This is a genomic window from Streptomyces sp. NPDC047130, assembly GCF_040643475.1.
GTDB lineage: Bacteria > Actinomycetota > Actinomycetes > Streptomycetales > Streptomycetaceae > Streptomyces.
The window spans coordinates 42,832-67,641 of record NZ_JBEYUK010000028.1; the positions used below are offsets into that span (position 1 = coordinate 42,832).

Here is a 24,810-nt window from a genome sequence, read left to right on the forward strand (position 1 = left end):
CGCCCGCGGGCCCCGCCCGGCCGGGAGATCCGGCCGCCGACCCGCCGGGCGGCGGTCAGACGGCGGTGGCGCCGCTGTCCGGTTCGGGGTCCGGCTCGCTCAGCTGCTCGCGGACGTAGTTCCACACCACCGCGATCAGCGCGGCGGCCGGCACGGCGAGGAGGCTGCCGACGATGCCGGCCAGGCTGCCGCCCAGGGTGACCGCCAGCAGGATCACCGCCGCGTGCAGTCCGAGCCCCCGGCTCTGGATCATGGGCTGGAAGACGTTGCCCTCCAGCTGCTGCACGCCGACGATGATCGCCAGCACGATCAGCGCGTCGGTCAGGCCGTTGGAGACGAGGGCGATGAGGACGGCCACGAAGCCGGCGAAGAGGGCGCCGATGACCGGCACGAACGCCGAGACGAAGGTCAGCACCGACAGCGGCAGCACCAGCGGCACGTCGAGGATCCACAGGCCGATGCCGATGAGGACCGCGTCGATCATCCCGACCAGCGCCTGCGAGCGGATGAACGCCCCCAGGGTGTCCCAGCCGCGCTCGGCGACGGCGGGCACGTGGACGGAGAGGCGGCCGGGCAGCTGCCGGGTGAGCCAGGGCAGGAAGCGCGGGCCGTCCTTGAGGAAGAAGAACATGAGGAAGACGGCGAGCACGGCGGTGACGACGCCGTTGATCACGGTGCCCACGCCGGTCACGACGGCGGACACCGCGGAGCCCATGCTGTCCTGGACGCGCTCCACCGCGGAGTCGAGCGCCTGGGTGATCTCCGCGTCCTCGATGTTCAGCGGGGGCCCTGCGGCCCACTCGCGCAGGTGCTTGAGGCCCGCGACCACCCCGTCCACCAGTTCCTCGGACTGGGAGGTCACCGGCACGGCGATCAGGGCCAGCACACCGGCCGCGATGACGAGCGACAGCACGGTCACCACGGAGGCCGCCAGGGCGGCGGGCCAGCGGTGCTGCCGCAGGAAGCGCGCCAGGGGCCAGGTGAGCGTGGTGAGGAAGAGGGCGACGACCAGCGGCCACAGCACCGGCCACATGCGGCCCAGGAGCCACAGCGCCGCTGTCAGCACCAGACCGATCAACAACAGGTCGGCGGAGGTACGCGCCGACGTGTGCAGCGCTGTGCGGGTCCGCGTGGCACTCAACCTGGGAGGCATGGGATCACTCTAAGGGGTTGGCCCGGCGCGGTGTTGAGGGGTTCCCCGGTTGCCCGGTCACTCGCCCCGCCCGCCGGTCAGGAGCACGTCGAGGAGGCGCAGCAGTTCGCCGGTGCGACCCCCGCCCGCCGGGGCGGGCGGGTAGCGGCGGAGGACGTCGACGACGGCCGGGGCGGCCCGGTCCGCCGCCCGCCGCACGTGGTCCTCGCCGACGCCGCGGTCGTCACCGGCGACGAGTTCGGCGGCCCGTGCCGCGTGGGCGGCCGAGCCGAGGATGTGCTTGACCTGGGTGGCCTTGGCCAGCGGGTGCAGGTAGGCGGCCCCGGCCGCGGCCGTCGCGGCCCGCGCCGCCTCCCGCGCGGCGGGCCCGTCCGCCTCCCCGGCGGCCTTGAGCGCGGCCCAGGCGGTGTCGCGCAGCGCCTTGCCGCGTTCCCCGCCGTCGGCGAACTCCCGGGCGGTCTCGATCGCCCGGCGCGGGCGCGGGTCGTCCGGCCGTTCCTCCTCGAAGACCGCGAGGACCGTCTGCGCGCAGGCGGCGGCGAAGCCGGTCACCTCGCGGAGGTCCTGTCGGGTGAGCTCGATCTCGGTCTCGTCCGCCTTCCGCGTCATGACGCCATCCTCGGGCATCCTCCCGCGGCGCCGACCGGCGGGGCGGCGACGTCACGACGGGCCCGCCCCGGCGACAGGGTGGGCCCGCCGTGGGCCTCAGTGCACCTGGGTGACCGTTCCCGCGGCGACGGTCCGGCCGCCCTCACGGACGGCGAAGCCGAGGCCCGGCTCGAGCGGGACGGCGGTGCCGAGCTCGACCGTCATGTCGACGGTCTCCCCGGGCCCGGCGGTGCCCGCCTCGCCCAGGTCGACGTCGCCCACCACGTCCGCGGTGCGGATGTAGAACTGCGGGCGGTAGCCGGTGGACACCGGGGTGCGGCGCCCGCCCTCGCGCGTCGACAGCAGCCGCGCCCGAGCGGTGAACCGGTGGCTCGGCGTGACGCTTCCCGGCGCGGCGACGACGTGGCCGCGGCGCACCGCGTCCCGGGCCACGCCCCGCAGCAGCAGCGCCACGTTGTCGCCCGCCTGCGCCGAGTCCATGGGCCGGCCGAAGGTCTCCAGTCCGGTGACCACCGACTCCAGGCCCGCGCCCAGGACTTCGACCCGGTCACCCGTGCGGACCGTGCCCCGCTCCACCGCGCCGGTCACCACGGTGCCGCGCCCGGTGATGGTGAGGACGTTCTCCACCGGCAGCAGGAACGGCGCCTCCAGGTGCCGCTCGGGCATCGGAACGTACGTGTCGACGGCGTCCAGCAGCGCCTCGACGGCCTCCACCCAGCGCGGCTCTCCGGACAGGGCCTTGAGCCCGGAGACCCGCACGACGGGCAGCGACTCACCGGGGTAGCCGTGTGCGCTCAGCAGCTCGCGGACCTCCAGCTCCACCAGGTCGGTGAGTTCCGGGTCGCCCGCGTCGGCCTTGTTCAGGGCGACGACGATGTGCTCGACGCCCACCTGCCGGGCGAGCAGCACGTGTTCGGCGGTCTGCGGCATCACCCCGTCGAGCGCGGAGACCACCAGTACCGCGCCGTCGAGCTGGGCGGCGCCGGTGACCATGTTCTTCACGTAGTCGGCGTGGCCGGGCATGTCGACGTGCGCGTAGTGTCGGGTGCCGGTCTCGTACTCGACGTGCGCGATGTTGATGGTGATGCCGCGCGCGGCCTCCTCCGGGGCCCGGTCGATGCGCTCGAACGGGACGTAGCGGGAGGCGCCGCGGTCGGCGAGCACCTTGGTGATCGCGGCGGTGAGGGTGGTCTTGCCATGGTCGACGTGCCCCATGGTGCCGATGTTCAGGTGTGGCTTGGTGCGCACGAATGCCGTCTTGGGCATGGCTGTTCCTCGCGATGGCGTGGGATGGCGTGAACGTCCCGGCCCTCCGCCCGTCCGACGGGCGCGGGCCGGCCGGACCCCGGGAGGTGGTTCTCCGACCCTCCCCCTACGGGGTCCGCCGGAAGTTCTGTCCGGGGAGGGTCACCTTCGGGCGCCGTCGGCGGCCGCGAGGAGCGGGACCGCGGGGAACGTCACGGCAGCCTTCGAGGCATCCGCGACCGCGGATGCTGCGACGAGGGCGAAGGCGTGCCGGTCCATGCCGGGGAGCATGCCGGAGGCGGGCGTCGGGCGTCGACCGGTTTTCCGCGGGGCTGTCGCCGCAGTGCCGTCGGACGGCGCCCGGAGGTTATTCAGGTGCCCGGTTGCCGCCGGTGGGGCAGACTCGCGCGCATGGCGGAGATGACGACGTTCCGGGACGCGGTCGCGGCCTGGGCGGCCGGCGGATCCGCCGGGCCGGCGGCCGAGTCGGCGGCCCGGCTGCGGCTGCGGACGGCGGTGCTGCTGGAGGGGCCGAGCGACCTGGCCGCCGTGGAGGCGCTGGCCGCCCGGCGCGGACGTGACCTGGCGGCCGAGGGCGTGTGCGCGCTGTCGATGAACGGCGCCATGAACGCGGGCCACTTCGCCCGGGTCCTCGGTCCTCCCGGCCTGGGTCTGCGGCTGACCGGCCTCTGCGACGAGCGCGAAGAGCCCTACTACCGCCGCGGCCTGGAGCGGGCGGGCGCGCCGGAACGGGACGTCTTCGTGTGCACGGCGGACCTCGAGGAGGAGCTGATCCGCGCGCTCGGCGCGGAACGGGTCGAGGAGACGGTGCGGGCCGAGGGCGAGATGCGCGCCTGGCAGACCTTCCGGAGCCAGCCCGCCCAGCAAGGCCGCCCGGTGGAGGGGCAGTTGCGGCGTTTCCTCGGCACCCGCAAGGGCCGCAAGATCCACTACGGCCGCGTCCTGACCGAGGCCCTGGGCCCCGGCGACGTGCCGGCCCCGCTCGAGGACCTCTTCTCGAGCCTGTGAACGCCCCGAACGGAGACGGACGAGGAATGACCTCCCACCTGCACGCGCTCACCCTCGACGCGCTCGACCCGTCCCGCCTCGCGGGGTTCTGGGCGGGCCTGCTCGGCCGCGGCCTCCGCGAGGACGCCGACGGCGCGGTCGTGGTGCTCCCCGCGGACGCGACCGGTCTGCCGCTCCGGTTCGTCGCGACGCGGGAGCCCAAGTCGGCGCGGAACCGGCTGCACTTCGACCTGACGAGCGCGTCGGCGGACGGGCAGAAGGAGACCGTGGCCCGGGCGCTGGAGCTCGGCGGACGCCACGCCGACGTGGGCCAGTCGCCGGACGAGCAACACGTGGTGCTGGCCGACCCGGACGGCAACGAGTTCTGCGTCATCGAGCCGGGCAACGGCTTCCTGGCGGGCTGCGGCCCCGTCGGCGCGCTGTCCTGCGACGGTTCCCGGGCGGTCGGCCACTTCTGGAGCCGGGCGCTGGACTGGCCGCTGGTCTGGGACGAGAACGAGGAGACGGCGGTCCAGCATCCCGCCGGCGGGATGAAGATCACCTGGGGTGGGCCGCCGCTGATGCCGCGGTCGGGCCGGGACCGGATCCGCTTCGACCTCGTCGTCGCCGCCGGCGGCGACCTGGAGGCGGAGGCCGCCCGTCTGACCGCCCTCGGGGCGCGCCGCGGCGCGGCGGCGGAGGACGGCCGGACGGTGCCGCTGACCGATCCCGACGGCAACGACTTCACCCTCCGCGCCGCCCCCTAGCGGCCGGTCCGCCGCCGTTGCCGGGGCCTGTGCCGCTGCGGCTGCCGGGGCGCGCGCCCGGGCCCCGTGACCCGCGTGCGCGCTGCGGCGGGCAGGCCCTAGCCTGGGTCCGGTCAAGATCACAGAGGAGGGGCCATGACGGACATCGTGAAGGACGCGGCGCGTACGGTCTTCGAGCGGTACGACCTGGACGGCGACGGCCAGGTGACGGCGGAGGAGTACCGGCAGGTCGTCTCGGAGCTGGAGGGTTCCGAGATCACCGCCGAGCAGGCCCGGGACCTGATCGACGCGCTGGACACCGACGGCGACCGGCAGATGTCCTTCGAGGAGTTCTGGGCCGCGATGAACGGCTGACCGCCCGGCCTCCACGCCACCCGCGCCCGGGCCCGCCGCCCGGGCCCTCGCCCGCGCCGCGGGTGCCGCCCGGGCGCGGGCGAGCCGCTGGTCGCGCTCGGCCTCGGCGCCTCGTGCAACCGGTTCCGCAGTGCGGACGAGGAGGCGTAGCACGGGCGCGGCCCTCGCGGGTTCCGGCCGGTCGTGTCGAAGCGTTTCAGGCGGTGGTGGCCGCGACGATCTCCGCGCGGATCTCCTCGAGCCGGTCGTCGAGGTAGAAGTGGCCGCCCGGGAAGGTCCGCAGCCGGAAGGGGCCGGTGGTGTGGTCCCGCCAGTGCTCGACCTCGGCGACGGCCACCGCCGGGTCGGTCTCGCCGGCGAGGGCGGTGACCGGGCAGGTGAGCCGCAGGCCCGCGGGGGCGCGGTAGTGGTTGCTGGCGTGGAAGTCGTTGCGGACGGTCGGCAGCACCAGCTCGCGGAAGGCGGGGTCGTCCGGGACGGGCGTCCCGCCGTCGCCGTTGAGGCGCTCGAGGATGCCGAGCAGTTCGGCGTCGGTCTCCAGCGTCGGCGGCTCGTGGCCCAGGGGGCGGGCGGGGGCGCGGCGCGCGGACGCGAACAGCGCGCGGACCTTCGCCCCGCGCCGCTCCAGCCGTACGGCGGTCTCGAAGGCGACGGCCGAGCCGAGGCTGTGGCCGAACAGCACCAGGGGCAGGTCGGCCCAGGGCTCCAGTTCCTCGGCGACGCGGTCCGCGAGCTCGCAGACGTCCGCGACGCACGGTTCGGCGATCCGGTCCTGCCGCCCCGGGTACTGGACGGCGAGTGCCTGCGCGTCGGGCTTCAGGGCGCGGGACAGCGGGTGGTAGTAGGTGGCTCCGGCCCCGCCGTGCGGGAAGAGCACCACGTGCGGCGCGTCCTCGGCCGCGGTGTGGAACCTGCGTATCCAGGCGGTCCTCTTCGGGCGCTCGGTCATGGCCCCTGCCTTCCGTTCGACTGCACACCGCGGCCCGATCATCGCACCGCCCCCGCAGGGGCCCGGTCACCGGGCCCGCCATCGCGGGGCCTGGTCGTCGGGGGCGTCCGCCACCGCGACCAGGTCGACGAACCAGTCGTGCACGGTGTCGCCGTCCCAGAGCGCCTCCACGGCCACCACCCTCCCCGGCAGGGCGGCGGCGCGGTCCAGAGGGACGGGAGGTCCAGCGGGTCGGGTTCCGGGCGGGGGACGAGGTCCCCGAGCGCCCGGGTGGCGCCGTCCGACCAGGTCAAGGGCCTGGTGGATCCCCACGCGCTCGCCGGGCAGCGCCTGCCGCACCACCTGGACCGCCCGGACCACCATGCCCTGGCGGACGACGGCGTCGATCTCGGCGCGGGCGGCCTCGCCCATCCGCTCCCACAGTTCCTGCTCCATGCGGCGAACCTAGGGGAGCCTCAGCCCCGGGGTCGTCCGGGTATCCCTCTGACCTGTGTCTTCGTGGAAGTGTGCGCGTTTCGTGGTTTTTCGTGACAGAAGCGGAATATTGCGTTCCGTGTCCGCTGTTGAGATGGGCAGCGGCGGGAGCACCGGGTTCCGGCCGGGGGTTTGGTCTCCCCGCAGGGGGACACCCCGTCGCCGGGTCCGCGGTCCGTCGGCGGCATCCCACGCGAGCAGACGGGGAGTTGGGACCACCGGAGGGTCACAGGCCTCCGACCTTCCGGCAGAGGGTCCGGGCGCGACACGGCTTTGGGGAGTCGTGGGGCGCTCGGACTTGCTCGTTCCGTCCCCGCGCACCCGTCACCGGTACTCCCCCGCCCCTTCGCCGCCCCCGTTCCGTCCGGGCGCGTCTGCTGCGATCATGGCCTGACCTCGCCCTTCGCCCCTGCCGTCAGCCGCCCAGGAGAGCCGCATGTCCTTCGACGCCGCCGCCGTGCGCGCCCATTTCCCCGCCCTGCTCAGCTCGGGCTGGGCCCGGTTCGACGCCCCGGGCGGTACGCAGACGCCCGCGCCGGTGGTGGAGGCCGTCGCCGAGGCCCTCACGCGCCCCCTGGCCAACCGGGGCACGCTGACCGAGGCCCAGCGCAACGCGGACCGGATCGTCACCGAGGCCCGCGAGGCCATGGGCGACTTCCTCAACACCCCCGCCCGCACCGTGGTGTTCGGGCGGAGCGCGACCCAGCTGGTGTACGACCTCGCCCGCACCCTGGCCAAGGACTGGGGGCCGGGCGACGAGGTGGTGGTCTCGCGGCTCGACCACGACTCCAACATCCGCCCCTGGATCCAGGCCGCGGAGGCGGTGGGGGCCACCGTGCGGTGGGCCGGGTTCGACGCGGCCACCGGCGAGCTGCGCCCGGAGCACGTCGAGGCGGCGCTCTCCCCGCGCACCCGCCTGGTCGCGGTCACCGCCGCCTCCAACCTCAACGGCGCCCGCCCCGACGTCCCGGCACTCGCCTCCCTGGTCCACGCGGCCGGCGCGCTGCTGCACGTGGACGCCGTGCACCACGCCGCGCACGCCGCCGTGGACCTGCCCGCCCTCGGGGCCGACACGCTGGTCTGCTCGCCGTACAAGTTTCTCGGCCCGCACCTGGGCGTGCTCACCGGCCGCGCCGGGCTGCTGGAGTCGCTGCGCCCGGACAAGCTGCTCCCGTCCGGTGACGCCGTCCCGGAGCGCTTCGAACTGGGCACCCTGCCCTACGAGTTGCTGGCGGGCACGCGTGCCGCCGTGGACTTCCTGGCCGGTCTGGCGCCGGCCGGCGCGGGGAAGGACCGCCGGGAGCGCCTGGTCGCGGCCTTCGCGGCGCTGGAGGAGCACGAGGACCGGCTCCGCGACCGCGTCACGGAGGCCCTGGCCCGGTTCCCCGGCGTGACCGTCCACTCCCGTGCCGCGCACCGCACCTCCACGCTGCTGTTCACGGTGGACGGCATACCCGCGGCCGAGGTCTCGCGACGTCTGGCGACGCACCGCGTGGACGCGCCGGCCGGCTCCTTCTACGCGCTGGAGGCCTCCCGCCACCTGGGGCTCGGCGCCGAGGGCGGCGTGCGGGTGGGTCTGGCCCCCTACAACGACGACGCGGACGTCGACCGTCTGCTGGCGGCGCTGGCGGACGTGCTGGGCTGAGCCCTGCTGGACTGGGCCCTGCTGGGCCGGGCCCTCCCCTCACCTTCCTCCCCCCGCCCTCGCCCGCCCGGCCGGGTGAGCCGGAAGGCCGATCCGGGGCCCTCCGGCTCCCAGCCCTGCTCCCGCGCGGTCCGGACGGCCGCCGCGACCTGGGCGGGGAGCACGGGCACCGCCTCGAAGGCGAGCACGTTGTCGGGGCGCAGGTGGCCGGTCGTGACCAGCAGGACCGTTCCGCGCGAGCGGTCGGTGCCGGCCGCCTCGACGGCGTAGGTCATCGGCGACCCGCCGCAGCACCCCTGGCCGCAGGACGCCTGCCTGCGCACCCGCCACCGGTACTCGGTCCCGTCCACGGTGATCCGCCGGGAGCCCTTCCTGTTCAGCGCCATGCGCCGGACGGTAACGGAGGGGCGGCGCGGCCGGCCACGGGATACAGTGCGCGCTTGATCGCGTACAGCCGAAAGGGGCGGGGATGCGGAGAGCGGTGACCGCGGCGGCGATGGGCGCCGTGGTGCTGGCGGGCCTGGTGGGGTGCGGCTCCGGGGGTGACGGTCGGACGGCCGAGGCGTCGGACCGGGCGGAGGCGTCGGCCGGAGGGAGGACCGGTTCCGCGGAGGTCGCGAGGAGCGGGGGGACGGTGGGGCCGGCCGGGTCGCCGTGCGCGCTGCCCGTGTCCTTCGACACGGCCGCCGACTGGAAGGCCGAGGAGGTCACCGACGCCGAGCAGGCCCTCGACGACATGCCCGAGGACATGAAGGAGCTGGGCCTGGACGAGGTCGCCCGCGAGATGCTCCGGCAGGGACCGGTGACGGCGGCGTGCGAGGTCGACGGCGACGGGGCCGGCCACCTCGGGTTCCTGCGCGTGTGGACCGCGGGCCCGTCCGGGGACGACGCCACCACCGTGCTGAAGGACTTCGTGGACGCGGAGACCGAGGGGGTCGAGGAGGCCCGGTACAGCACGTTCGAGACCGCCGACGGGCTGGCGGCGGCCGAGGTGCGGTACCTGACCATGAGCGTGCTGTGGGAGGAACTGGTGCCGCGGCGGGCGCTGGCCGTGGTGACGCCCGACGGGCCGGTGGTCGTGCACCTCGGCGGAACCGACGAGGAGGAGCACAAGGCGATGCTCCCGGCGTACGAACTGGCGCGCACGACCCTTCACACGACCTGACCGTCTCCGGCACTCCTCCGGCACTCCTCCGGCGGAACCGCCGGTACCGGCACACCGTCCTCCCCCGTGTCGTAGAGAGTGCAGGGGAGGCACACATCGTGGCTTGGCAGAACAACCCCCAGCCGCCACCACCACCGGTTCCGCCGCAGCAGCCGGCGCCCGCGCCCAGCCGGGCGAAGGGCTGCCTGGGGAGCCTGCTGACGCTGGGCGTGGTGCTCGTGGTGGGGTTCGGCGCGTCGCAGGTCCTCAAGGACGAGGACACCGGCGCGTCGTCCTCGCCCGGGCCGGGCGCTTCGTCCTCGTCCGGGGCGTCGGACCCGTCCGGTTCCGAGGAGTCGAGGAGCTGGGAGAAGGGCGACTGCGGCGGTCCCGACCCGGAGAAGGGGTCGGACAGCTACCGGATGTTCGACTGCGACGAGTCGGGGGCGACGTTCAAGGCCCTGGAGATCATGGACGGCAGCTTCATGCCGGAGTCCGTCCAGTGCCCGGCCGGCACCGACCTGATCATCGAGGTCTCGATCTCGTACGGAGGCTCGGAGGCGGGCGGCATCCCGACCGAGACGGTCTGCGGCCGCAACCTGTCGGACGACCACCCGGGTGACGCGGGCGCGGGCGGCGGCCAGCTGGTGGAGGGCGACTGCGTCGACGCCAAGGCACAGGAGATCGCCTGCGCCTCGGCCGGCTCGGCCGACCACAAGGTCCTGGGCCTGGTCAAGGAGAAGTCGGAGTGCCCGGCCGGCACCACCGCGCCCATCGAGCTGATGTTCGCGATCGGCCGTCCGTTCGACGTGATCTGCGGCGGCAAGGTCTGATCCGCCCGCCCGGTGGCCCGGTCTCCGCCCGAGGGCGGGTCCGGGCCACCGGGTGTTCAGGGCGAGAGCCGTCCCGCGAGGCGTTCGTGGATGCGGGCGCTCGCCTCGTTGAGCCCGACCACCGTCACCCGCTTCCCGCACCGGGCGTACTTGGTCTCGACGGCGTCCAGGGCGGCCACCGAGGAGGCGTCCCAGATGTGCGCGGCGGACAGGTCGATGACCACGTCGTCCGGGTCGCCCTGGTAGTCGAACTGCGTCACCAGCTCGTTGGACGAGGCGAAGAAGAGCTCACCGGCGACCCGGTACACCACCCGCCCCTCCTCGGGGCGGAAGGCGGCGGTGACGTCCACCAGGTGGGCGACGCGTCGCGCGAAGACCACCATGGCGGTGATCGACCCGACCACCACACCGACGGCCAGGTTGTGGGTGGCGACCACACAGACCACGGTGATCACCATCACCGCGGTCTCGCCCAGCGGCATCCGCCGCAGCGTCCGCGGGGCGACCGAGTGCCAGTCGAAGGCGGTGATCGAGACCATCACCATCACCGCGACCAGCGCGGCCATCGGGATCTCGGAGACCACCGGTCCGGCCACCACGCACAGGACCAGCACGAAGACGCCCGCCAGGAAGGTCGACAGCCGCGTCCGGGCGCCGGAGACCTTGACGTTGATCATCGTCTGCCCGATCACCGCGCAGCCGCCCATGCCGCCGAAGAGGCCGGTGACGATGTTCGCGATGCCCTGCCCCACGGACTCGCGGGTCTTGCTGGAGCGGGTGTCGGTGATGTCGTCGACCAGCTTGGCCGTCATCAGCGACTCCATCAGCCCGACCAGGGCCATCGCGAAGGAGTACGGGGCGATGGTGGTGAGGGTGTCCAGGGTGAACGGCACGTCCGGCAGCCCCGGGACCGGCAGCGCCGACGGCAGCTCCCCGCGGTCGCCGACGGTGGGCACCGCGATGCCCGCGGCCACCGTGATCACGGTGAGGATCACCACCGTGACCAGCGGCGCGGGCACGGCGGTGGTCAGCCGGGGGAAGAGCACCAGCATCGCCAGGCCCGCCGCCAGCAGCGGGTACACCGCCCACGGGACGTCCCGCAGCTCGGGGACCTGGGCGAGGAAGACGAGCATGGCCAGGGAGTTCACGAACCCGACCATCACCGAGCGCGGCACGAACCGCATCAGCCGGGCCACGCCCAGCAGGCCCAGCACGATCTGGAAGACGCCCGCCAGGAGGACGCCGGCGATCAGGTACCCGAAGCCGTGCTCCCGGTTCAGCGGGGCGATCACCAGGGCGACCGCGCCGGTGGCCGCGGAGATCATCGCCCGGCGTCCGCCGACGACCGAGATGGTCACCGCCATGAGGAACGAGGCGAAGAGGCCGACCGCCGGGTCGACCCCGGCGATCACCGAGAAGGAGATCGCCTCGGGGATCAGCGCCAGGCCGACCACCAGCCCGGCCAGCACCTCGGTGCGCCACACCGCGGGGTCTCGGATCCAGGCGGGCGGCGCCGGGAGGCGGCGGCGTCCGCCGGGCGGGGCCGGGGACGGCGTGGAGGACATGCGACCGCTCCTGGTGCGGGGGGGGCCGGCGGACGCCGGCGGAGGAGGGAGGGGCGTGGGTCAGCGGCCGTGGGTCAGCGTCCGTTGTAGCGGCCGGGCCGGTGGTTCATGGCTATCACCAGGTTGAGCACCGCCACACCCGCCAGCGAGGCGAGCACCACCATCGGCTCCACCAGCGGCAGGGCGCACAGGATCACCGCGGCGTCGAGGCCGAGCTGCACGTAGCCGGCCCGCCAGCCGCGGCGGTCCTGCAGGTGCAGCGCGAGGATGCCGAAGCCTCCGCCGCTGGCGTTGTGGCGGAACACCACGATCATGCCGAGGCCGATGCACAGGCCGCCGAAGACGGAGGCGTACCAGGGGCTCAGCCCGGACAGGGTGACCAGCTCCTGCTGGACCGGCGTCAGGGCCGAGGTGAGCCCGACCACCGCCAGGGTGCACAGCGTGAACGACCGGCCCATGCGCCGCAGGGCGAAGTAGTAGAAGGGCAGGTTGATCACGAAGAACACGGCGCCCAGCGGGAGGTCGCCCGCGTAACTGATCAGGAACGACGCGCCGGCGAGACCGCCGGTGACGCCGCCGACGGCATGGAGGAGGGTGAGCCCCCAGGACATCAGGAAGGCGCCGATCACGTACGCCGCCAGGTTCTCCGCGAGGGTGTGCGGAGCGGCCGGGGAGGCGGCCGCGGCAGGGGTGTCGACCGTGGTCCGGGTGCCGGCCTCGGTCGAGAGGGCAGAACTCGACATGGCCGAAAAAGTATCACCTATCTTTCGCACGCCTGTTTCCAGACGGTGTCGCCTCGTGGTACCGGACGTTGCGCGTCTCCGGAGCGCGGCGGCACGCCGCGGACACGCCGGCGCCCCGGGCTCCCGTCCCGGCGTGGGGCGGGCGCGCGGGGCGCTCGGGGGGGCCGGACCGGCCGCGGTCAGGCCTGCTCGACGGCCGCGGCGGCGATCTCGTTGTCCACGTAGGTGGCGTCCTCCGGGAGGCTGTCCATGAAGGAGCTCACCGAGAAGACGGCCTTGCCGGGGCCGGGCGGGCCGTAGCCGGGGGGCGAGGAGAGACCGAAGTCCTCCATCGTCTGCCGGTACGCCTGGAGCAGCCGGATGTGGTACTCCAGCGGCGCGCCGTCCGGGTTGGTCCTCCCGAGCGGCGTGGTCGGCTCCGGGCACCAGGTGGTGAACCGGGGCGTGATGCCGTTCGACATGAAGAACCGCAGGCCCTCGGTGGTGGAGGCGATGGCCTCGTCGACCGTCTTGAAGCCGAACGGCTCGGCCATCTCGACGCCCGCCACGAAGTTCGGGATCACGTTTCGCGGGCCGAAGATCTCCGCGGAGTCCAGGATCCGGCGGTGCCACTCGTCACGGCCGACGTACCGCTCCTTGCCCGGGCAGTACATCTTGAACAGGTACTCGTCCCACACCTCGAAGTTGGGGTGGTAGATCTTGACGCCGTAGTCCTTGAACCGCTGGACGTCGTCCTTGGGCAGCGCCTGCGCGACGACCTTGCCGATCCAGCGGTCGGGGAAGCGCTCCTCGATGGCCTTGGCGTAGTGGCCGTAGAAGTCGGCCTCGTCGCGCCCGGCGACCTTGGAGGTGATGGCGCCGCCGGTGAGGGTGTAGGCGGTGGAGGTCTTCTGGGTGTCGTACCTGTCGATGATCTCCAGGGCCTCCAGCACCTCCTCCACGTCCTTGACGCCCGTGTAGGGGCGGCCGGCCTTCTTGTGCTGGCGCCAGTTGTGGTTGATGTCGCAGTACTGGCACTCCTCCTTGACGCCGAAGTACTGGCACACCCGGAAGACCGTGAGGTAGATCAGGTAGCCCCACTGGATGGTGGGGGCCACCTCCATCACGGACTTCCCGTTGGAGAGCTTGTGCCGGTAGTACTCGGGCATCGGCGGGACGCCGACGTCGGCGATCCGCTTCCCGTCGAGGTAGAGGCCCAGCATGCCGCTGTCGTCGGCGGCGACCCGGTACGGCGAGTTCGGGTTGACCCGGACCGAGACGACGGTGCGCCGCAGGTCGTAGGGGCCGCCGGTCAGGATGATCTCCTCCGGCGGACGGCGCAGCGCGGCCTCGCCGAGTTCGGGGAGGGTGCCGTGGTCGAAGGAGAAGATGAAGTAGGACTTCGGCTTGACCTCGCCGTCCTCGTTGTCGCTGAGCGCCGAGGCGTCGAAGGCGACGCCGCCCCGCAGCAGGTCCTCCTTGAACACGGCCTCCCGCGGTACCCCGGGGAACCTCTCCATCAGATCCTCGACCAGCGCGGTACGACTGCCCGTGTCCGTGCTCATACCGTTCTCCTTCCCATGCGCGACTTCTCACCGTATGCCGCCGGTGACGCGGGTGCGGTACCGGGTCCCCGTGTCACGCCCCGGAGCCTGCCCCGATGTGGGGCACCTCACAGTCCTCCGGGCAGGTGAGGGCTTTCCCGGGGTCGGGTGAGAGGCTGAGGTCAGACCCGCGCGCGGCGCCACGCACGGCGCTGCCGCGCCCGCTCCGGAGGAACCGCATGTCCCGCACCACCACCCCCGCCGCCCTGGCCAACTGGGCGGGCAACATCGTGTTCTCCACCACCGAGCTGCTCCGGCCGACCACCCTCGGCGAGCTCCGGGAGACCGTGGCGGGCCTGGACCGGGTGCGGGTGCTCGGCAGCGGGCACTCCTTCAACACCGTCGCCGACCCGGGCGCCGGCGGCGCGCTGCTCTCGCTGGACGCTCTGCCGGCCGAGATCGACGTGGACACGGCGGCCCGTACGGTCCGGGTGGGCGGCGGGGTGCGGTACGCGCGCCTGGCCCGGGAGGTGCACGCGCACGGGCTGGCGCTGGCCAACATGGCCTCGCTGCCGCACATCTCGGTGGCCGGCTCGGTCGCCACCGGCACCCACGGCTCGGGCGCCGCCAACGGCCCGCTGGCCGCGTCGGTGCGCGAGGTCGAGCTGGTCACCTCCGACGGCTCGGTGACGGCCGTCGGCCGCGGCGACGCCCGCTTCGGCGGCGTGGTCACCTCGCTGGGCGCGCTGGGTGTGGTCACCGCGCTGACCCTGGACCTGGAGCTGGCCTTCGAGGTGGAGCAGCGGGTCTTCACCGGGCTGCCGCTGGACGGGCTGGACTTCACCGCCGTGGCGGAGTCGGCGTACAGCGTCAGCCTGTTCACGTCCTGGCGCCGTCCGGTCTTCGAGCAGGTGTGGGTCAAGCACCGGGTCGACGACGGCCCCCTCGTGTTCGACCGGGCGCCCGCGGCGGCCGGACCGGTGCACCCGGTGCCGGGGATGCCGGCCGTGAACTGCACCGAGCAGCTGGGTGTTCCGGGGCCCTGGCACGAGCGGCTTCCGCACTTCCGGGCGGAGTTCACCCCCAGCAGCGGCGACGAGCTCCAGTCCGAGTACCTGCTGCCGCGCGGCGCGGCCCTGGAGGCGCTGCACGCGCTGGCCGCGATCCGCGAGGCCGTCTCCCCCGTCCTGCAGGTCTGCGAGGTCCGCACGGTGGCCGGTGACGGGCAGTGGCTGAGCCCGTCCTACGACCGGGACAGCGTGGCGGTGCACTTCACCTGGGTGGACGACACGGCGGCGGTGCTCCCGGTGATCGCCCGCGTCGAGGAGGCGCTGGCCCCCTTCGCCCCGCGGCCGCACTGGGGCAAGGTCTTCACGGTGCCCTGGCCGGTGCTGCGCGAACGGTACCCTCGGCACGCCGACTTCGCGGCGCTGGCCGCGGAGCTGGACCCCCGCCGCGCCTTCCGCAACGCGTTCGTCCAGGACCTCCTGGGCGACTGACCCCTCCGGCGGGGCCCGTCCGGCCTCTCTCCCCCCGGGTGGGGTGGGGACAGCCCCCGTACCGCGAAGGGGGCGCGCCGGATCGTGCGGGCCCCCGCCGCCTCCGTACCGTCGGAGCGTCGACAACGGTCGACGCGAGTACCGCATCCGACCCCGAACGGAGGCCCCCGTGGCCGCAGTCAACCCTCGTGCCGCCCGTGCGGCCCTGGCCGCCGCCGGCGTCGTCCTCGCGACGGCGGCCCTGAGCGGCTGCGGCGCCGACCTCGACGACGCGGAGCCCGAGAAGCGCTCCTTCGCCACGTCCGCCGGTCACGTCACCATCGACACCGACAACGGGGACCTCGCGGTCCGCCCGGCCGACGTCGAGGAGATCGAGGTCACCCGGTGGTTCGACGGGTGGGCGCTGATCGGCGATCCGGAGGCCAGCTGGGAGATGGACGGCGACCGGCTGGAGCTGAGGACCGACTGCGGCCCGGTGATGGGCGGCTGCGCGGCCCGCTACGAGGTGCTGGTCCCCCGCGACCTGCGGCTGACCGTGCGCGGCGACAACGGCGACATCCAGGCCCGCGACTTCGGCACCGCGCTGACCATCGAGACGGACAACGGCGACGTCGAGGTGACCGGCGCCACCGGCCCGCTCACCCTGGAGGGCGACAACGGCGACCTGGAGGCCACCGGCGTCACCTCCCGCGAGGTGAAGGCCGTCTCCGACAACGGCGACGTCCGGCTGGTGTTCGCCTCCGCGCCGCAGCGGGCCGGCGTGGAGTCCTCCAACGGCGACGTGACCCTCGAGGTGCCGGAGGGCACCGCCTACCGGGTGGACGCCGCGACCTCCAACGGCGACGTGTCCACGCGGCTGGCGACCGACCCGGACGGCGCCAACCGGCTCGACGTCCGCTCCGACAACGGCGACATCACCCTCAGCGCGGCCGGCTGAACCCGGCGGCGGGCCGGCCCAGCAGGGCGGTCAGCCCGTCGGCGAGTTCGGTGCGCCAGCACAGGTAGTCGTGGCCGCCGTTGAACTCGCGGTAGGAGAAGTCCGCCCGCCGCTCGGCCAGCGCGTCGCGCAGGTGGCGGCTGGCCGGGAGCAGCACCCATTCCTGCTCGCCCGCCGAGAGCCAGAGCCGGACCCCCTCGGGCACGCCGTGCTCGCGGATCGCCCCGGTGAGCCACTCGCCGTCGGTCTCGGCGTGGTTGGGCCACCACACGGAGCCGGAGCAGGACAGCGCGTTGCCGAACCGCTCGGGCGCCCGCATCGCCCCGTACAGGGCGGCGAGTCCGCCGAGGCTCTGTCCGGCGAGGACGGTGCGGGTGGGGTCCACGGACAGGGGCAGCAAGGTGCCGGCCCAGGGCAGGAGTTCGGTGCTCAGGAACTCCACGAACGCGTCCCGGCAGGCGAGTTCGCGGTAGCGGCACTCGGAACCGAGCGATTCCGGGAGGACGGCGGCCACCGGGGGGATCGCGCCGTCCGCGATCAGGTTGTCCAGGAGCACGGATATCTCCAGCTCCGGCTGCCACATCTCCCCGTCGAAGAGCACGACGACGGGGAGTTCGGCGCCGGGGTCCCGGTGCGGGGGCTCGTACAGCCACACGCGCCTTTCGTTGCCGAGGAGTTCGCTGCGCAGCAGGTGTTCGGTGACGGTGCCCCGCGCCGCTCCGGGGCGCCGTCGCCACAGGGGGTCGGCGGGCGGCGCGTCGGGCAGTTCCAGCACGGACTGCCGCACGCCGCCCCAGCGCCGGGCCAGCGTGCGGGGGTTGAACGGGTCCACCCGCGGCCGGGACCGCAGCCACGGCCAGTACGGCTGCTCGCCGGGCCGGGGGGCGTCCGGGTCGTCGCCGTCGTCGACGCAGAGGGAGTAGGTGGCCCGCCAGTCGGTGCGCATCCGCAGCGTCCAGTGCCAGACGTCGGTGCCGGGGACGCGGCGCATCAGGTTGGCCGCGGGGTCGCGCGGGTCGGCCAGCTTGTTGGGCAGGGCCAGTGCGGCCCGGACCCGGTCGTCCCCCTGCCAGAGGAAGGTGACCAGCGCGTGGTCGTCCGAGCCGCGGGGGTCGGGTTCGACCAGGGGCGTGCCGGTGGCGCGGACCGAGGCCCAGAACGCCTCGACGCTCTCCGCCCCGGAGGCCAGAGCCGCGATCCGCGGGCTCTCGGCGAGCTCCAGGGCGGCCGGACGCGGGGTGCGCGGCGGATGCGGGAGCGACTCGCGGGGCGGTGCGGGGAAGGACATCGGGCGGCTCTCCAGGGGCGACGGTCTCGCCCGCCACCCTACGTGTGCCCTTCCCCGGAGCCGTCCGCGGACTCCGCCCCCACCGCCCCGGCACCCGGCACCCGGCACCCGGCGCCCGGCACCCGGCGCCGGTCAGGCGGTCGGGCGGGCCCGGTCCACCACCTCGGCGAGGTGGGGCGAGTGCGGGAGGGTGCCGAAGGCGTGGCCGTGGTCGCCGCCGAGCCGGGAGGCGCAGAACAGGTCGGCGACCTCCGGCGGGGCGAACCGCACGAGCAGCGAGCCCTGGAGCACCAGCGCCATCCGCTCCACCACGCGGCGGGCCCGTGCCTCGGCGCCCTCCATGTCGGCCAGGTCGGTCAGCAGTCGCTTGATCGCCCCGTCCAGCCGGTGGTCCGCGCCGCGGGCCCGCCCCACCTCGCGCAGGAACGCGTCCAGCGCGGCCGGCTCCCGCCGCAGGGCGCGCAGCGCGTCCAGGGCCTGGACGTTCCCGGCGCCCTCCCACACCGAGTTGAGCGGGGACTCGCGCAGCAGGCGCGGCATCCCGGACTCCTCGACGTAGCCGTTGCCGCCGAGGCATTCGGCGGCCTCGGCGACCAGCGGCGTGCACCGCTTGGTGACCCAGTACTTGGCGGCCGGGACGGCCAGGCGCAGCAGGGCGCGTTCCTGTTCGTCGCCGCGGTCCTGGACGGCGTCGTAGGCGGCGGCCAGCCGGATCGCCAGGGCGGTGGCGGCCTCCGACTCCAGCGCCAGGTCGGCCAGCACGTTGCGCATCAGCGGCTGGTCGATCAGCAGGCCGCCGAAGGCCCGGCGGTGGGCGCAGTGGTGCACGGCCTGGGCGACGGCCTGCCGCATCAGGGCGGCGGAGCCCAGCACGCAGTCCAGGCGGGTGGCGGCGACCATCTCGATGATGGTGCGCACGCCGCGGCCCTCCTCGCCGACGCGTCGGGCCCAGGTGCCGTCGAACTCGACCTCGGCGGAGGCGTTGGAGCGGTTGCCCAGCTTGTCCTTGAGCCGCTGGATGCGGAAGACGTTGCGGGTGCCGTCGTCGAGGACGCGCGGCAGCAGGAAGCAGGTGGGGCCCTCGCCGGTCTGCGCCAGGACCAGGAAGCCGTCGGACATCGGGGCGGAGCAGAACCACTTGTGGCCGGTGAGCTCGTAGGCGCCGTCCTCGGCGAGCGGGCGGGCCACCGTGGTGTTGGCGCGGACGTCGCTGCCGCCCTGCTTCTCCGTCATCCCCATGCCGAACACCGCGCCGGGCTTCTCGGCGGCGGGGACGAGCGCCGGGTCGTAGAGGGTGGAGGTGAGGCGGGGCTCCCAGACGGCGGCGAGGGCGGGGTCGGTGCGCAGCGCGGGGACGGCGGCGTGGGTCATGGACAGCGGGCAGCCGTGGCCCGCCTCGGCCTGGGACCAGACCAGGAACCCGGCGGCCCGGCGCACGTGCCCGCCGGGGCGGGACCAGGCGGCGGTGAGCCGGGCGGAGATCCCCTTGCGCATCAACTGGTACCAGGAGGGGTGGAATTCGACCTCGTCGATGCGGTGCCCGTACCGGTCGTGGGTGCGCAGGACGGGCGGGTTCTCGTTGGCCAGCCGCCCCCAGTCCTGGACCTGGGCCGACCCCGCGCTGCGGCCGAGGCCGGAGAGTTCCCGGCGTGCCTCGTCGAGGAGTCCGGGGTCGAGGTGCCGCTCCACGGCCTCGGTCAGCGCGCGGTCCGCGCTGTACACGTCGTACCCGACCAGGGGCGGAGGCTGATTCGTCACGGTGTGCGTTGCCGGCATGGGCCGGAACCTACCCTGCCGGGCGCCGCGATCACAGGCCCCGGAGCCGGGTCGTCCGCGCCGCCGGGTCCCTCGTCACGGCGGGGCGGGATGTCAGGGACGCGCCGCGCTGCCGTTACCTTTACCCCGTGCAGGCAGCGAGCGAAAACACCGACGAGCCCTCCGGCGGCCGCCTCCACCGGGCCCGCGTCCTCTACCGGAACGTCTCCAAGCGCCGGACGGCGTGGCTCCTGCTGAAGGACACCGTCAATTCGTGCATGGAGTACCGGATCCTCGGCCTGGCCGCGGAGGCCGCCTTCTTCACCCTGCTCTCGGTGCCGCCGCTGCTGCTCAGCCTGGTCGGTCTGCTCGGTTACGTGGACGCGTGGACCGGCGCGGAGACCATCCGGGGTGTGGAGAACAACATCCTGCAGGCCTCCCGGACGGTGCTCACCGACCGGGGCGTGACCGGGATCGCGCAGCCGATCCTCGACGACGTGACCTCCGGCGGCCGGCCCGACGTGATCTCCCTGGGCTTCCTGCTCGCCGTGTGGTCGGGGTCGCGCGCGGTCAACGTCTTCGTCGACACCATCACCGTGATGTACGGGCTGGACGGGGTGCGCGGCATCGTCCGGACGCGGCTGATGGCGTTCCTGCTGTTCATCGTGGCGCTGCTGATCGGTTCGGTGGCGCTGCCGCTGATGGTGGCGGGGCCGGACGTGGTGATGCGGATCCTGCCGTGGTCGCAGACGCTGGTGCAGGTCCTGTACTGGCCGGTGGTGGTGGTCCTGTCGGTGGTCTTCCTGACGACGCTCTACCACGTGTCGGTACCGGTGCGTTCGCCGTGGATGGAGGACATCCCGGGGGCGCTGGTCGCCCTGGGCATGTGGGTGCTGGGCAGCGCCCTGCTGCGGCTGTACCTGACCTCCACCATCGAGGGGCCGACCATCTACGGCTCGCTGGCGGCGCCGGTGGCCATCCTCCTGTGGATCGGCGTGTCGGCCTTCGCGGTGCTGGTCGGCGCGGCCGTCAACGCGGCCATCGACCGGGTGTGGCCGGCCGCCGCCACCGCCGCGGCGCGGGAGACGAACGAGCGGCTGCGCAAGGCCCAGATCGTCGACTACGTCGCGCGGACGACGGCCGTGGGCGCCGCGGACGACGACCCGGACACGCCGTCGGAGTTCCCCGAGCGCTGGTCCCGTTTCCTTCCCCCCGAGGACGTCACCGGGCGTCTGCTGCGCGCCCACGCCCGGCACGCGGCCAAGAACGGCTCGGCGCACAACGGCAAGAGCCTGGACGAGAGCGTGAAGGGCGACACCGAGGCGGTGCGCAACAACGAGGCCGTGAAGAACGGACTGTCCGACCCCGAGTCGTAGGCTCGGGGTCATGACCGGCACCCCGCCCACCCCCTTCGCCGACGCCCTGGCCTCGGGCGACGCGCTGGTGCTGGACGGAGGCATGTCCAACCAGCTGGAGGCGGCGGGGCACGACCTGGGCGACGGCCTGTGGTCGGCGCGGCTCCTGGCCGAACGTCCGGATGCGGTCACCGAGGCGCACCTCGCCTACTACGAGGCGGGCGCGGACGTCGCGATCACCGCGAGCTACCAGGCCACCTTCCCCGGCTTCGCCTGGCGCGGGATCCCCGGCCCGGAGGCGGCGCGACTGATGGCGCTGAGCGTGGACCTGGCCCGGGAGGCGGCGGTCCGGGCCCGCGCGGGGGGCGTGGACCGCCGGCTGTACGTGGCCGCCTCGGCGGGTCCGTACGGGGCGATGCTCGCCGACGGCGCGGAGTACCGGGGCCGGTACGGGCTGACCGTCGCCGAGCTGGAGCGCTTCCACCGCCCGCGCCTGGAGGCGCTGGCCGCGGCCGGCCCGGACGTCCTGGCCCTGGAGACGGTCCCCGACGCCGTCGAGGCCGAGGCGCTGCTGCGCGCGGTCCGCGGTCTCGGCGTGCCCGCCTGGCTGTCCTACACCGTCGACGGCGGCCGTACCCGGGCCGGCCAGCCGATCGAGGACGCCTTCGCCCTGGTCGCGGGCGCGGAGGAGGTCGTCGCCGTCGGCGTGAACTGCTGCGCGCCCGAGGACGTCGCCGCGGCGGTCGCGACGGCGTCCCGGGTGACGGGCAGACCCGTTGTCGCGTACCCCAACAGCGGGGAGTCCTGGGACGCCGCGTCCCGCTCCTGGGCCGGCGGCTCCGCCTTCGACCCGGCGGCGGCCCGCGCCTGGCGGACCGCCGGCGCCCGCCTGATCGGCGGCTGCTGCCGGGTGGGCCCCGGCACGGTCACGGCCGTCGCCCGGTCCCTGAGGGGCTGACCGGCCCGCCCGCGCGGCGGCGGCCCAGCGGGCTCCGCCGCCCGGCTACCCCCGCCGCACCCCGCCCGCCCGCCGGAGCCTCCTGCGGGGCGGGGGTTCGAGAGCCGTCCCGCCGCGCCGGCCGAACGTCCCCAGGAGCGGCAGCGCCGCGCGCCGCTGCTCCACCGGGGTGGGCACCGCCGGCACCGTCCACAGCGCGAGTTCGGCGTCCCGCAGCCCCCGCACCGTCCGCGGCGGCCCGTCGTCGAACACCCGGACCGGGTGCGTCGCGTCCCAGGGCTCCCATCCCGTTCCCTCGCCCCGGGCGAACCGCACCCACGCCCCGTGCATGGCCTGTGCCAGTTCGCGGGGCGCCCCCTCGCCCGCCATCCGCACCGCGGCGTCCGTCCCGCCGCTGTCGAAGACGAATCCGAGCTCGAGGCTGTGGCAGGCGCCGAGGTCGGGCAGGCGGGACTCCCAGGCGAACTCGTAGACGTAGGCCCGGCCCCGGCCGGGACCGTGCGCCGCCCGGGTGTCCGCCACCCGTCGCAGCGGCAGCCGCAGCAGATGGTCCTGTCACCATCTGCCCGACGGTCTCCGCCGTCCCCGCCTCCGGGCGCAGCGACCGGTATCCGCGCGGCACGTCGACGCCGCTGCGGCACCGGGCCCGCGCCCCGGTCAGGGCGAGCGGTCCCAGCCGGTCCACCCGGTCGAGCAGCCCGCCCGGCACCAGCCACAGCCGGTACTCGTCCGTGGTCCACCCCATCAGCAGCTCGACGTCCGCGGCGGCGCCGTCCTCCAGCAGGGCCCGCAGCGGGTCGCGCGGCACCACGTCGCCGTCCTCGACGATGCCGAACGCGGGCCCGCCGAGGACCGGGCTGCTCAGCCGCCCGACCTCCGCCTGGGTGCGCAGCAGCAGTGCCCGGTCGACCTCGGCGAAGGCCGCCGCGGTGGCCGGGACCTTGAGCCTGGCCGCCATCCGCCGCACCATCCGCCGCGCCTTGTCCCGTCCGGTCGCCTCCGGCGCGCCGCTCTGCAGCACGGCGCGGCGGAAGAGGCCGCGGGCCCGGGGCGAGGCCAGCAGCGCCCCGACGCTGATGGCGCCGGCGGACTGCCCGGCGACCGTGACGTCGTCCGGGTCGCCGCCGAACCCGGCGACGGCGTCCCGCACCCACTCGAGCGCCGCGATCTGGTCCCGCAGCCCGAGGTTGGCCGGGGCGTCCGGGAAGAGCCCGTAACCCTCCACGCCCAGGCGGTAGTTGAGGGAGACGAGGACGACGCCGTCCCGGGCGAAGCCGCGGCCGTCGTACACCGGGACCGCGGAGGAGCCGCGGGTGAGCGCGCCGCCGTGCAGCCACACCAGCACCGGCAGCCGCGCCCCGGGGCCCGGCTCGGGGGTCCAGACGTTGAGGTTCAGGCAGTCGTCGCCGGGGATCGAGGGGTCGGAGAGGAACCGCGCGAAGGCGTCGGAGTAGGGCGGCTTGGGGGCGGTGGGCCCGAACTCCACGGCGGGACGCACCCCCTGCCAGGGCTCCGGCGGGGACGGCGCCCGGAACCTGCCCGGCCCGAACGGCGGGGCGGCGTAGGGGATGCCGCGGAACACGGCGATCCCGTCCTCCCACCGCCCCCGGACCCTCCCGTACGGCGTCACGGCCTCCGGCCCGCAGGCCCGGTCGGTTCCCTCCGTCATGCGACCCGTCCCTTCCGGCGGCCCGGTGCGCCGTACAACGAGTATCGCCGGGACGGGGGCGCCTCAATCGGCACGGGAAGCCTCACGGGACCGGGCGCCGGACGGAGTGGGCGACAGCGCGCGGAACGGGGCGCGGGACGGGGCGGCGACCGGGCGCGGGCTCCCGAGGCGGCCGGAGACGCGACGGGACCGGACACGCGACGGGCCGGGCCCGGGAGGTGTCCCGGGTCCGGCCCGTGAGGCGGTCGGATCCGCTCGCTCGCGAGGGTTACGCGAGGGTCACTCGACCATGGCCTTCTCGATGTCCTCCAGCACGGACACCGCGGCAAGCGCGCCGCCGAGGCTGGTCCACTTCGAGCCGTCGATCTCGGTGACCGAGTCGGACTTCACGGCCTTCAGCTGGGCGAAGGCCGGCTTGGCCTGGAGCTGGTCCAGGAGGGTGCCGTCGGCCGGGGTGAGGGTGCCGATGAACAGCCAGTCGCCGTCGATCTCGGCGAGGTTCTCGTCGCTGAGCGGGGTGGAGTGGCCCTCGCCCTTCTCGTTCTGGATGCCCGGACGCGCGAACCCGAGGTCCTTGAGGACGTCGGAGATGAAGACGCCCTGCTGCATCACCGCGGTGCCCTTGGGCGAGTAGCGGGCGACGGAGACCTCGGCGCCGGCCTTGTCGCCGAGCTTGCCCTTGAGCGCCTCGGCCTTGGTGTCGTAGTCGGCGAGGAAGGCCTTGGCCTCGTTCTCCTTGCCGAGCACCTGCCCGGTGATCTCGAGGGACGTCTTCCAGTTCTTGGTGTTGTCGATGGTGACGACGGTCGGCGCGATGGCCTGGAGCTGCTGGAGCACCTGCTCGTCGGCGAGCTGGCCGGCCAGGATGACGTCCGGCTCGGCCTCGACGACCTTCTCGATGTCCGGGCCGGTGACGGCGCCGACGACCGGGATGCCCGCGGCCTGCTCGGTCAGGTAGGCGGGGGCGCCCTGCTGGCCGCGGCCCGCGGTGAGGCCGACCGGCTTCACACCGAGGGCGAGGGAGGAGTCGAGGTCCATCTCGCTGAGGACGACCACGCGCTTCGGGTCCTCGGGGACCTCGACCTTCTTGCCGCTGGCGTCGGTGACGTTCACCTTGGCGCCCTTGTCGCCGCCCTCGGCGGCCGCGTCCTTCGTGTCCCCGCCGCAGGCGGTCAGCGTCAGAGCACCCGCTACGGCGGCGGCAGCAGCGGCCACCCGGACTCGAGAGATTCGGGCATTCATACGCATGATCGGGCACTCCGGATTACATCGAACAGCGGGGACGTCAGAGGCGGATGCACAGCACAACCACCGGCGAGACGTAGGTTAGGCTAACC

22 protein-coding genes and 1 pseudogene are annotated in these 24,810 nt (G+C 74.3%); 10 read left to right on the forward strand and 13 right to left on the reverse strand.

Features of this window, described 5'->3' with window-relative positions; translation table 11 throughout:
* Nucleotides 1-55: 55 nt before the first annotated feature.
* The 3 genes from ABZ836_RS25840 to tuf all read right to left on the reverse strand — a co-directional run bounded on the left by ABZ836_RS25840 (nt 56) and on the right by tuf (nt 3,028).
* Entirely contained in the window at nt 56-1,153 is a 1,098-nt protein-coding gene (locus tag ABZ836_RS25840) for an AI-2E family transporter (RefSeq protein ID WP_356135029.1), read from the reverse strand.
* Nucleotides 1,154-1,210: 57 nt separating this feature from the next.
* Nucleotides 1,211-1,762: a putative immunity protein gene (locus ABZ836_RS25845; protein WP_361145945.1), complete on the reverse strand. Its 552-nt coding sequence runs from the start codon at nt 1,760-1,762 to the stop codon at nt 1,211-1,213.
* Nucleotides 1,763-1,858: 96 nt separating this feature from the next.
* Entirely contained in the window at nt 1,859-3,028 is a 1,170-nt protein-coding gene (gene tuf, locus ABZ836_RS25850; RefSeq protein WP_361145948.1) for an elongation factor Tu, read from the reverse strand.
* Nucleotides 3,029-3,418: 390 nt separating this feature from the next.
* Here tuf and ABZ836_RS25855 point away from each other — a divergent pair, with 390 nt between their 5' ends.
* The 3 genes from ABZ836_RS25855 to ABZ836_RS25865 all read left to right on the forward strand — a co-directional run bounded on the left by ABZ836_RS25855 (nt 3,419) and on the right by ABZ836_RS25865 (nt 5,136).
* Nucleotides 3,419-4,036, forward strand: a complete 618-nt coding sequence (locus ABZ836_RS25855; protein ID WP_361145951.1) for a TOPRIM nucleotidyl transferase/hydrolase domain-containing protein — start codon at nt 3,419-3,421, stop codon at nt 4,034-4,036.
* Nucleotides 4,037-4,062: 26 nt separating this feature from the next.
* The gene (locus ABZ836_RS25860) at nt 4,063-4,782 is read left to right on the forward strand and encodes a VOC family protein (protein WP_361145954.1); all 720 of its coding nucleotides are present in this window, start codon (nt 4,063-4,065) and stop codon (nt 4,780-4,782) included.
* A gap of 135 nt (nt 4,783-4,917) precedes the next feature.
* On the forward strand, nt 4,918-5,136 hold the full coding sequence (locus tag ABZ836_RS25865; RefSeq protein ID WP_356135039.1) for an EF-hand domain-containing protein: 219 nt from the start codon (nt 4,918-4,920) through the stop codon (nt 5,134-5,136).
* Between the two features lie 196 nt (nt 5,137-5,332).
* Here the strand turns inward: ABZ836_RS25865 and ABZ836_RS25870 are convergent, their stop codons facing one another.
* A complete protein-coding gene (locus ABZ836_RS25870; protein ID WP_356135041.1) occupies nt 5,333-6,085 on the reverse strand; it encodes an alpha/beta fold hydrolase in 753 nt (250 codons plus the stop codon).
* 66 nt (nt 6,086-6,151) lie between these two features.
* The gene (locus ABZ836_RS25875) at nt 6,152-6,520 is read right to left on the reverse strand and encodes a hypothetical protein (protein ID WP_361145959.1); all 369 of its coding nucleotides are present in this window, start codon (nt 6,518-6,520) and stop codon (nt 6,152-6,154) included.
* Between the two features lie 475 nt (nt 6,521-6,995).
* Here ABZ836_RS25875 and ABZ836_RS25880 point away from each other — a divergent pair, with 475 nt between their 5' ends.
* Entirely contained in the window at nt 6,996-8,204 is a 1,209-nt protein-coding gene (locus ABZ836_RS25880; protein ID WP_361145962.1) for a cysteine desulfurase-like protein, read from the forward strand.
* Here ABZ836_RS25880 and ABZ836_RS25885 read toward each other — a convergent pair.
* Nucleotides 8,144-8,590: a hypothetical protein gene (locus ABZ836_RS25885; RefSeq protein ID WP_361145965.1), complete on the reverse strand. Its 447-nt coding sequence runs from the start codon at nt 8,588-8,590 to the stop codon at nt 8,144-8,146. The genes ABZ836_RS25880 and ABZ836_RS25885 overlap by 61 nt on opposite strands.
* Nucleotides 8,591-8,673: 83 nt before the next feature.
* On the opposite strand from ABZ836_RS25885, the gene ABZ836_RS25890 reads away from it, so the two are divergent.
* Nucleotides 8,674-9,369 (forward strand): lipoprotein, encoded by a 696-nt coding sequence (locus tag ABZ836_RS25890; RefSeq protein ID WP_361145968.1) that lies wholly within the window; start codon nt 8,674-8,676, stop codon nt 9,367-9,369.
* 197 nt (nt 9,370-9,566) lie between these two features.
* On the forward strand, nt 9,567-10,181 hold the full coding sequence (locus ABZ836_RS25895; protein ID WP_361146030.1) for a hypothetical protein: 615 nt from the start codon (nt 9,567-9,569) through the stop codon (nt 10,179-10,181).
* A 56-nt stretch (nt 10,182-10,237) separates the two neighbouring features.
* On the opposite strand, the gene ABZ836_RS25900 is transcribed toward ABZ836_RS25895, so the two are convergent.
* From ABZ836_RS25900 to ABZ836_RS25910, 3 genes are all read right to left on the reverse strand, one after another.
* On the reverse strand, nt 10,238-11,746 hold the full coding sequence (locus ABZ836_RS25900) for a SulP family inorganic anion transporter (RefSeq protein ID WP_361145971.1): 1,509 nt from the start codon (nt 11,744-11,746) through the stop codon (nt 10,238-10,240).
* Between the two features lie 74 nt (nt 11,747-11,820).
* A complete protein-coding gene (locus ABZ836_RS25905; protein WP_356135053.1) occupies nt 11,821-12,489 on the reverse strand; it encodes a YitT family protein in 669 nt (222 codons plus the stop codon).
* A 179-nt stretch (nt 12,490-12,668) separates the two neighbouring features.
* Nucleotides 12,669-14,033: a radical SAM protein gene (locus ABZ836_RS25910; protein WP_356135055.1), complete on the reverse strand. Its 1,365-nt coding sequence runs from the start codon at nt 14,031-14,033 to the stop codon at nt 12,669-12,671.
* Between the two features lie 218 nt (nt 14,034-14,251).
* On the opposite strand from ABZ836_RS25910, the gene ABZ836_RS25915 reads away from it, so the two are divergent.
* Together ABZ836_RS25915 and ABZ836_RS25920 are read left to right on the forward strand one after the other, a co-directional pair.
* Nucleotides 14,252-15,511 carry an FAD-binding protein gene (locus ABZ836_RS25915; RefSeq protein ID WP_361145976.1) on the forward strand — a complete coding sequence of 420 codons (1,260 nt, stop codon included), beginning with the start codon at nt 14,252-14,254 and terminating at the stop codon, nt 15,509-15,511.
* A 169-nt stretch (nt 15,512-15,680) separates the two neighbouring features.
* On the forward strand, nt 15,681-16,448 hold the full coding sequence (locus ABZ836_RS25920; protein ID WP_356135059.1) for a DUF4097 family beta strand repeat-containing protein: 768 nt from the start codon (nt 15,681-15,683) through the stop codon (nt 16,446-16,448).
* Here the strand turns inward: ABZ836_RS25920 and fes are convergent.
* Together fes and ABZ836_RS25930 are read right to left on the reverse strand one after the other, a co-directional pair.
* Nucleotides 16,432-17,736, reverse strand: coding sequence for an enterochelin esterase (gene fes, locus ABZ836_RS25925; RefSeq protein WP_356135061.1), 1,305 nt, complete (start codon nt 17,734-17,736; stop codon nt 16,432-16,434). The genes ABZ836_RS25920 and fes overlap by 17 nt on opposite strands.
* Before the next feature lie 132 nt (nt 17,737-17,868).
* Nucleotides 17,869-19,512, reverse strand: a complete 1,644-nt coding sequence (locus ABZ836_RS25930) for an acyl-CoA dehydrogenase family protein (RefSeq protein ID WP_356135063.1) — start codon at nt 19,510-19,512, stop codon at nt 17,869-17,871.
* Nucleotides 19,513-19,640: 128 nt separating this feature from the next.
* Between ABZ836_RS25930 and ABZ836_RS25935 the strand changes: the two genes are divergently transcribed.
* Nucleotides 19,641-20,867, forward strand: a complete 1,227-nt coding sequence (locus ABZ836_RS25935; protein WP_356135065.1) for a YihY/virulence factor BrkB family protein — start codon at nt 19,641-19,643, stop codon at nt 20,865-20,867.
* Nucleotides 20,868-20,877: 10 nt separating this feature from the next.
* Nucleotides 20,878-21,804, forward strand: coding sequence for a homocysteine S-methyltransferase (mmuM, locus tag ABZ836_RS25940; RefSeq protein ID WP_356135067.1), 927 nt, complete (start codon nt 20,878-20,880; stop codon nt 21,802-21,804).
* A 45-nt stretch (nt 21,805-21,849) separates the two neighbouring features.
* On the opposite strand, the pseudogene ABZ836_RS25945 reads toward mmuM, so the two are convergent.
* Nucleotides 21,850-23,473, reverse strand: a pseudogene (locus ABZ836_RS25945) (carboxylesterase family protein).
* A 279-nt stretch (nt 23,474-23,752) separates the two neighbouring features.
* A complete protein-coding gene (locus tag ABZ836_RS25950) occupies nt 23,753-24,715 on the reverse strand; it encodes an iron-siderophore ABC transporter substrate-binding protein (protein WP_356135071.1) in 963 nt (320 codons plus the stop codon).
* Between the last annotated feature and the right edge of the window lie 95 nt (nt 24,716-24,810).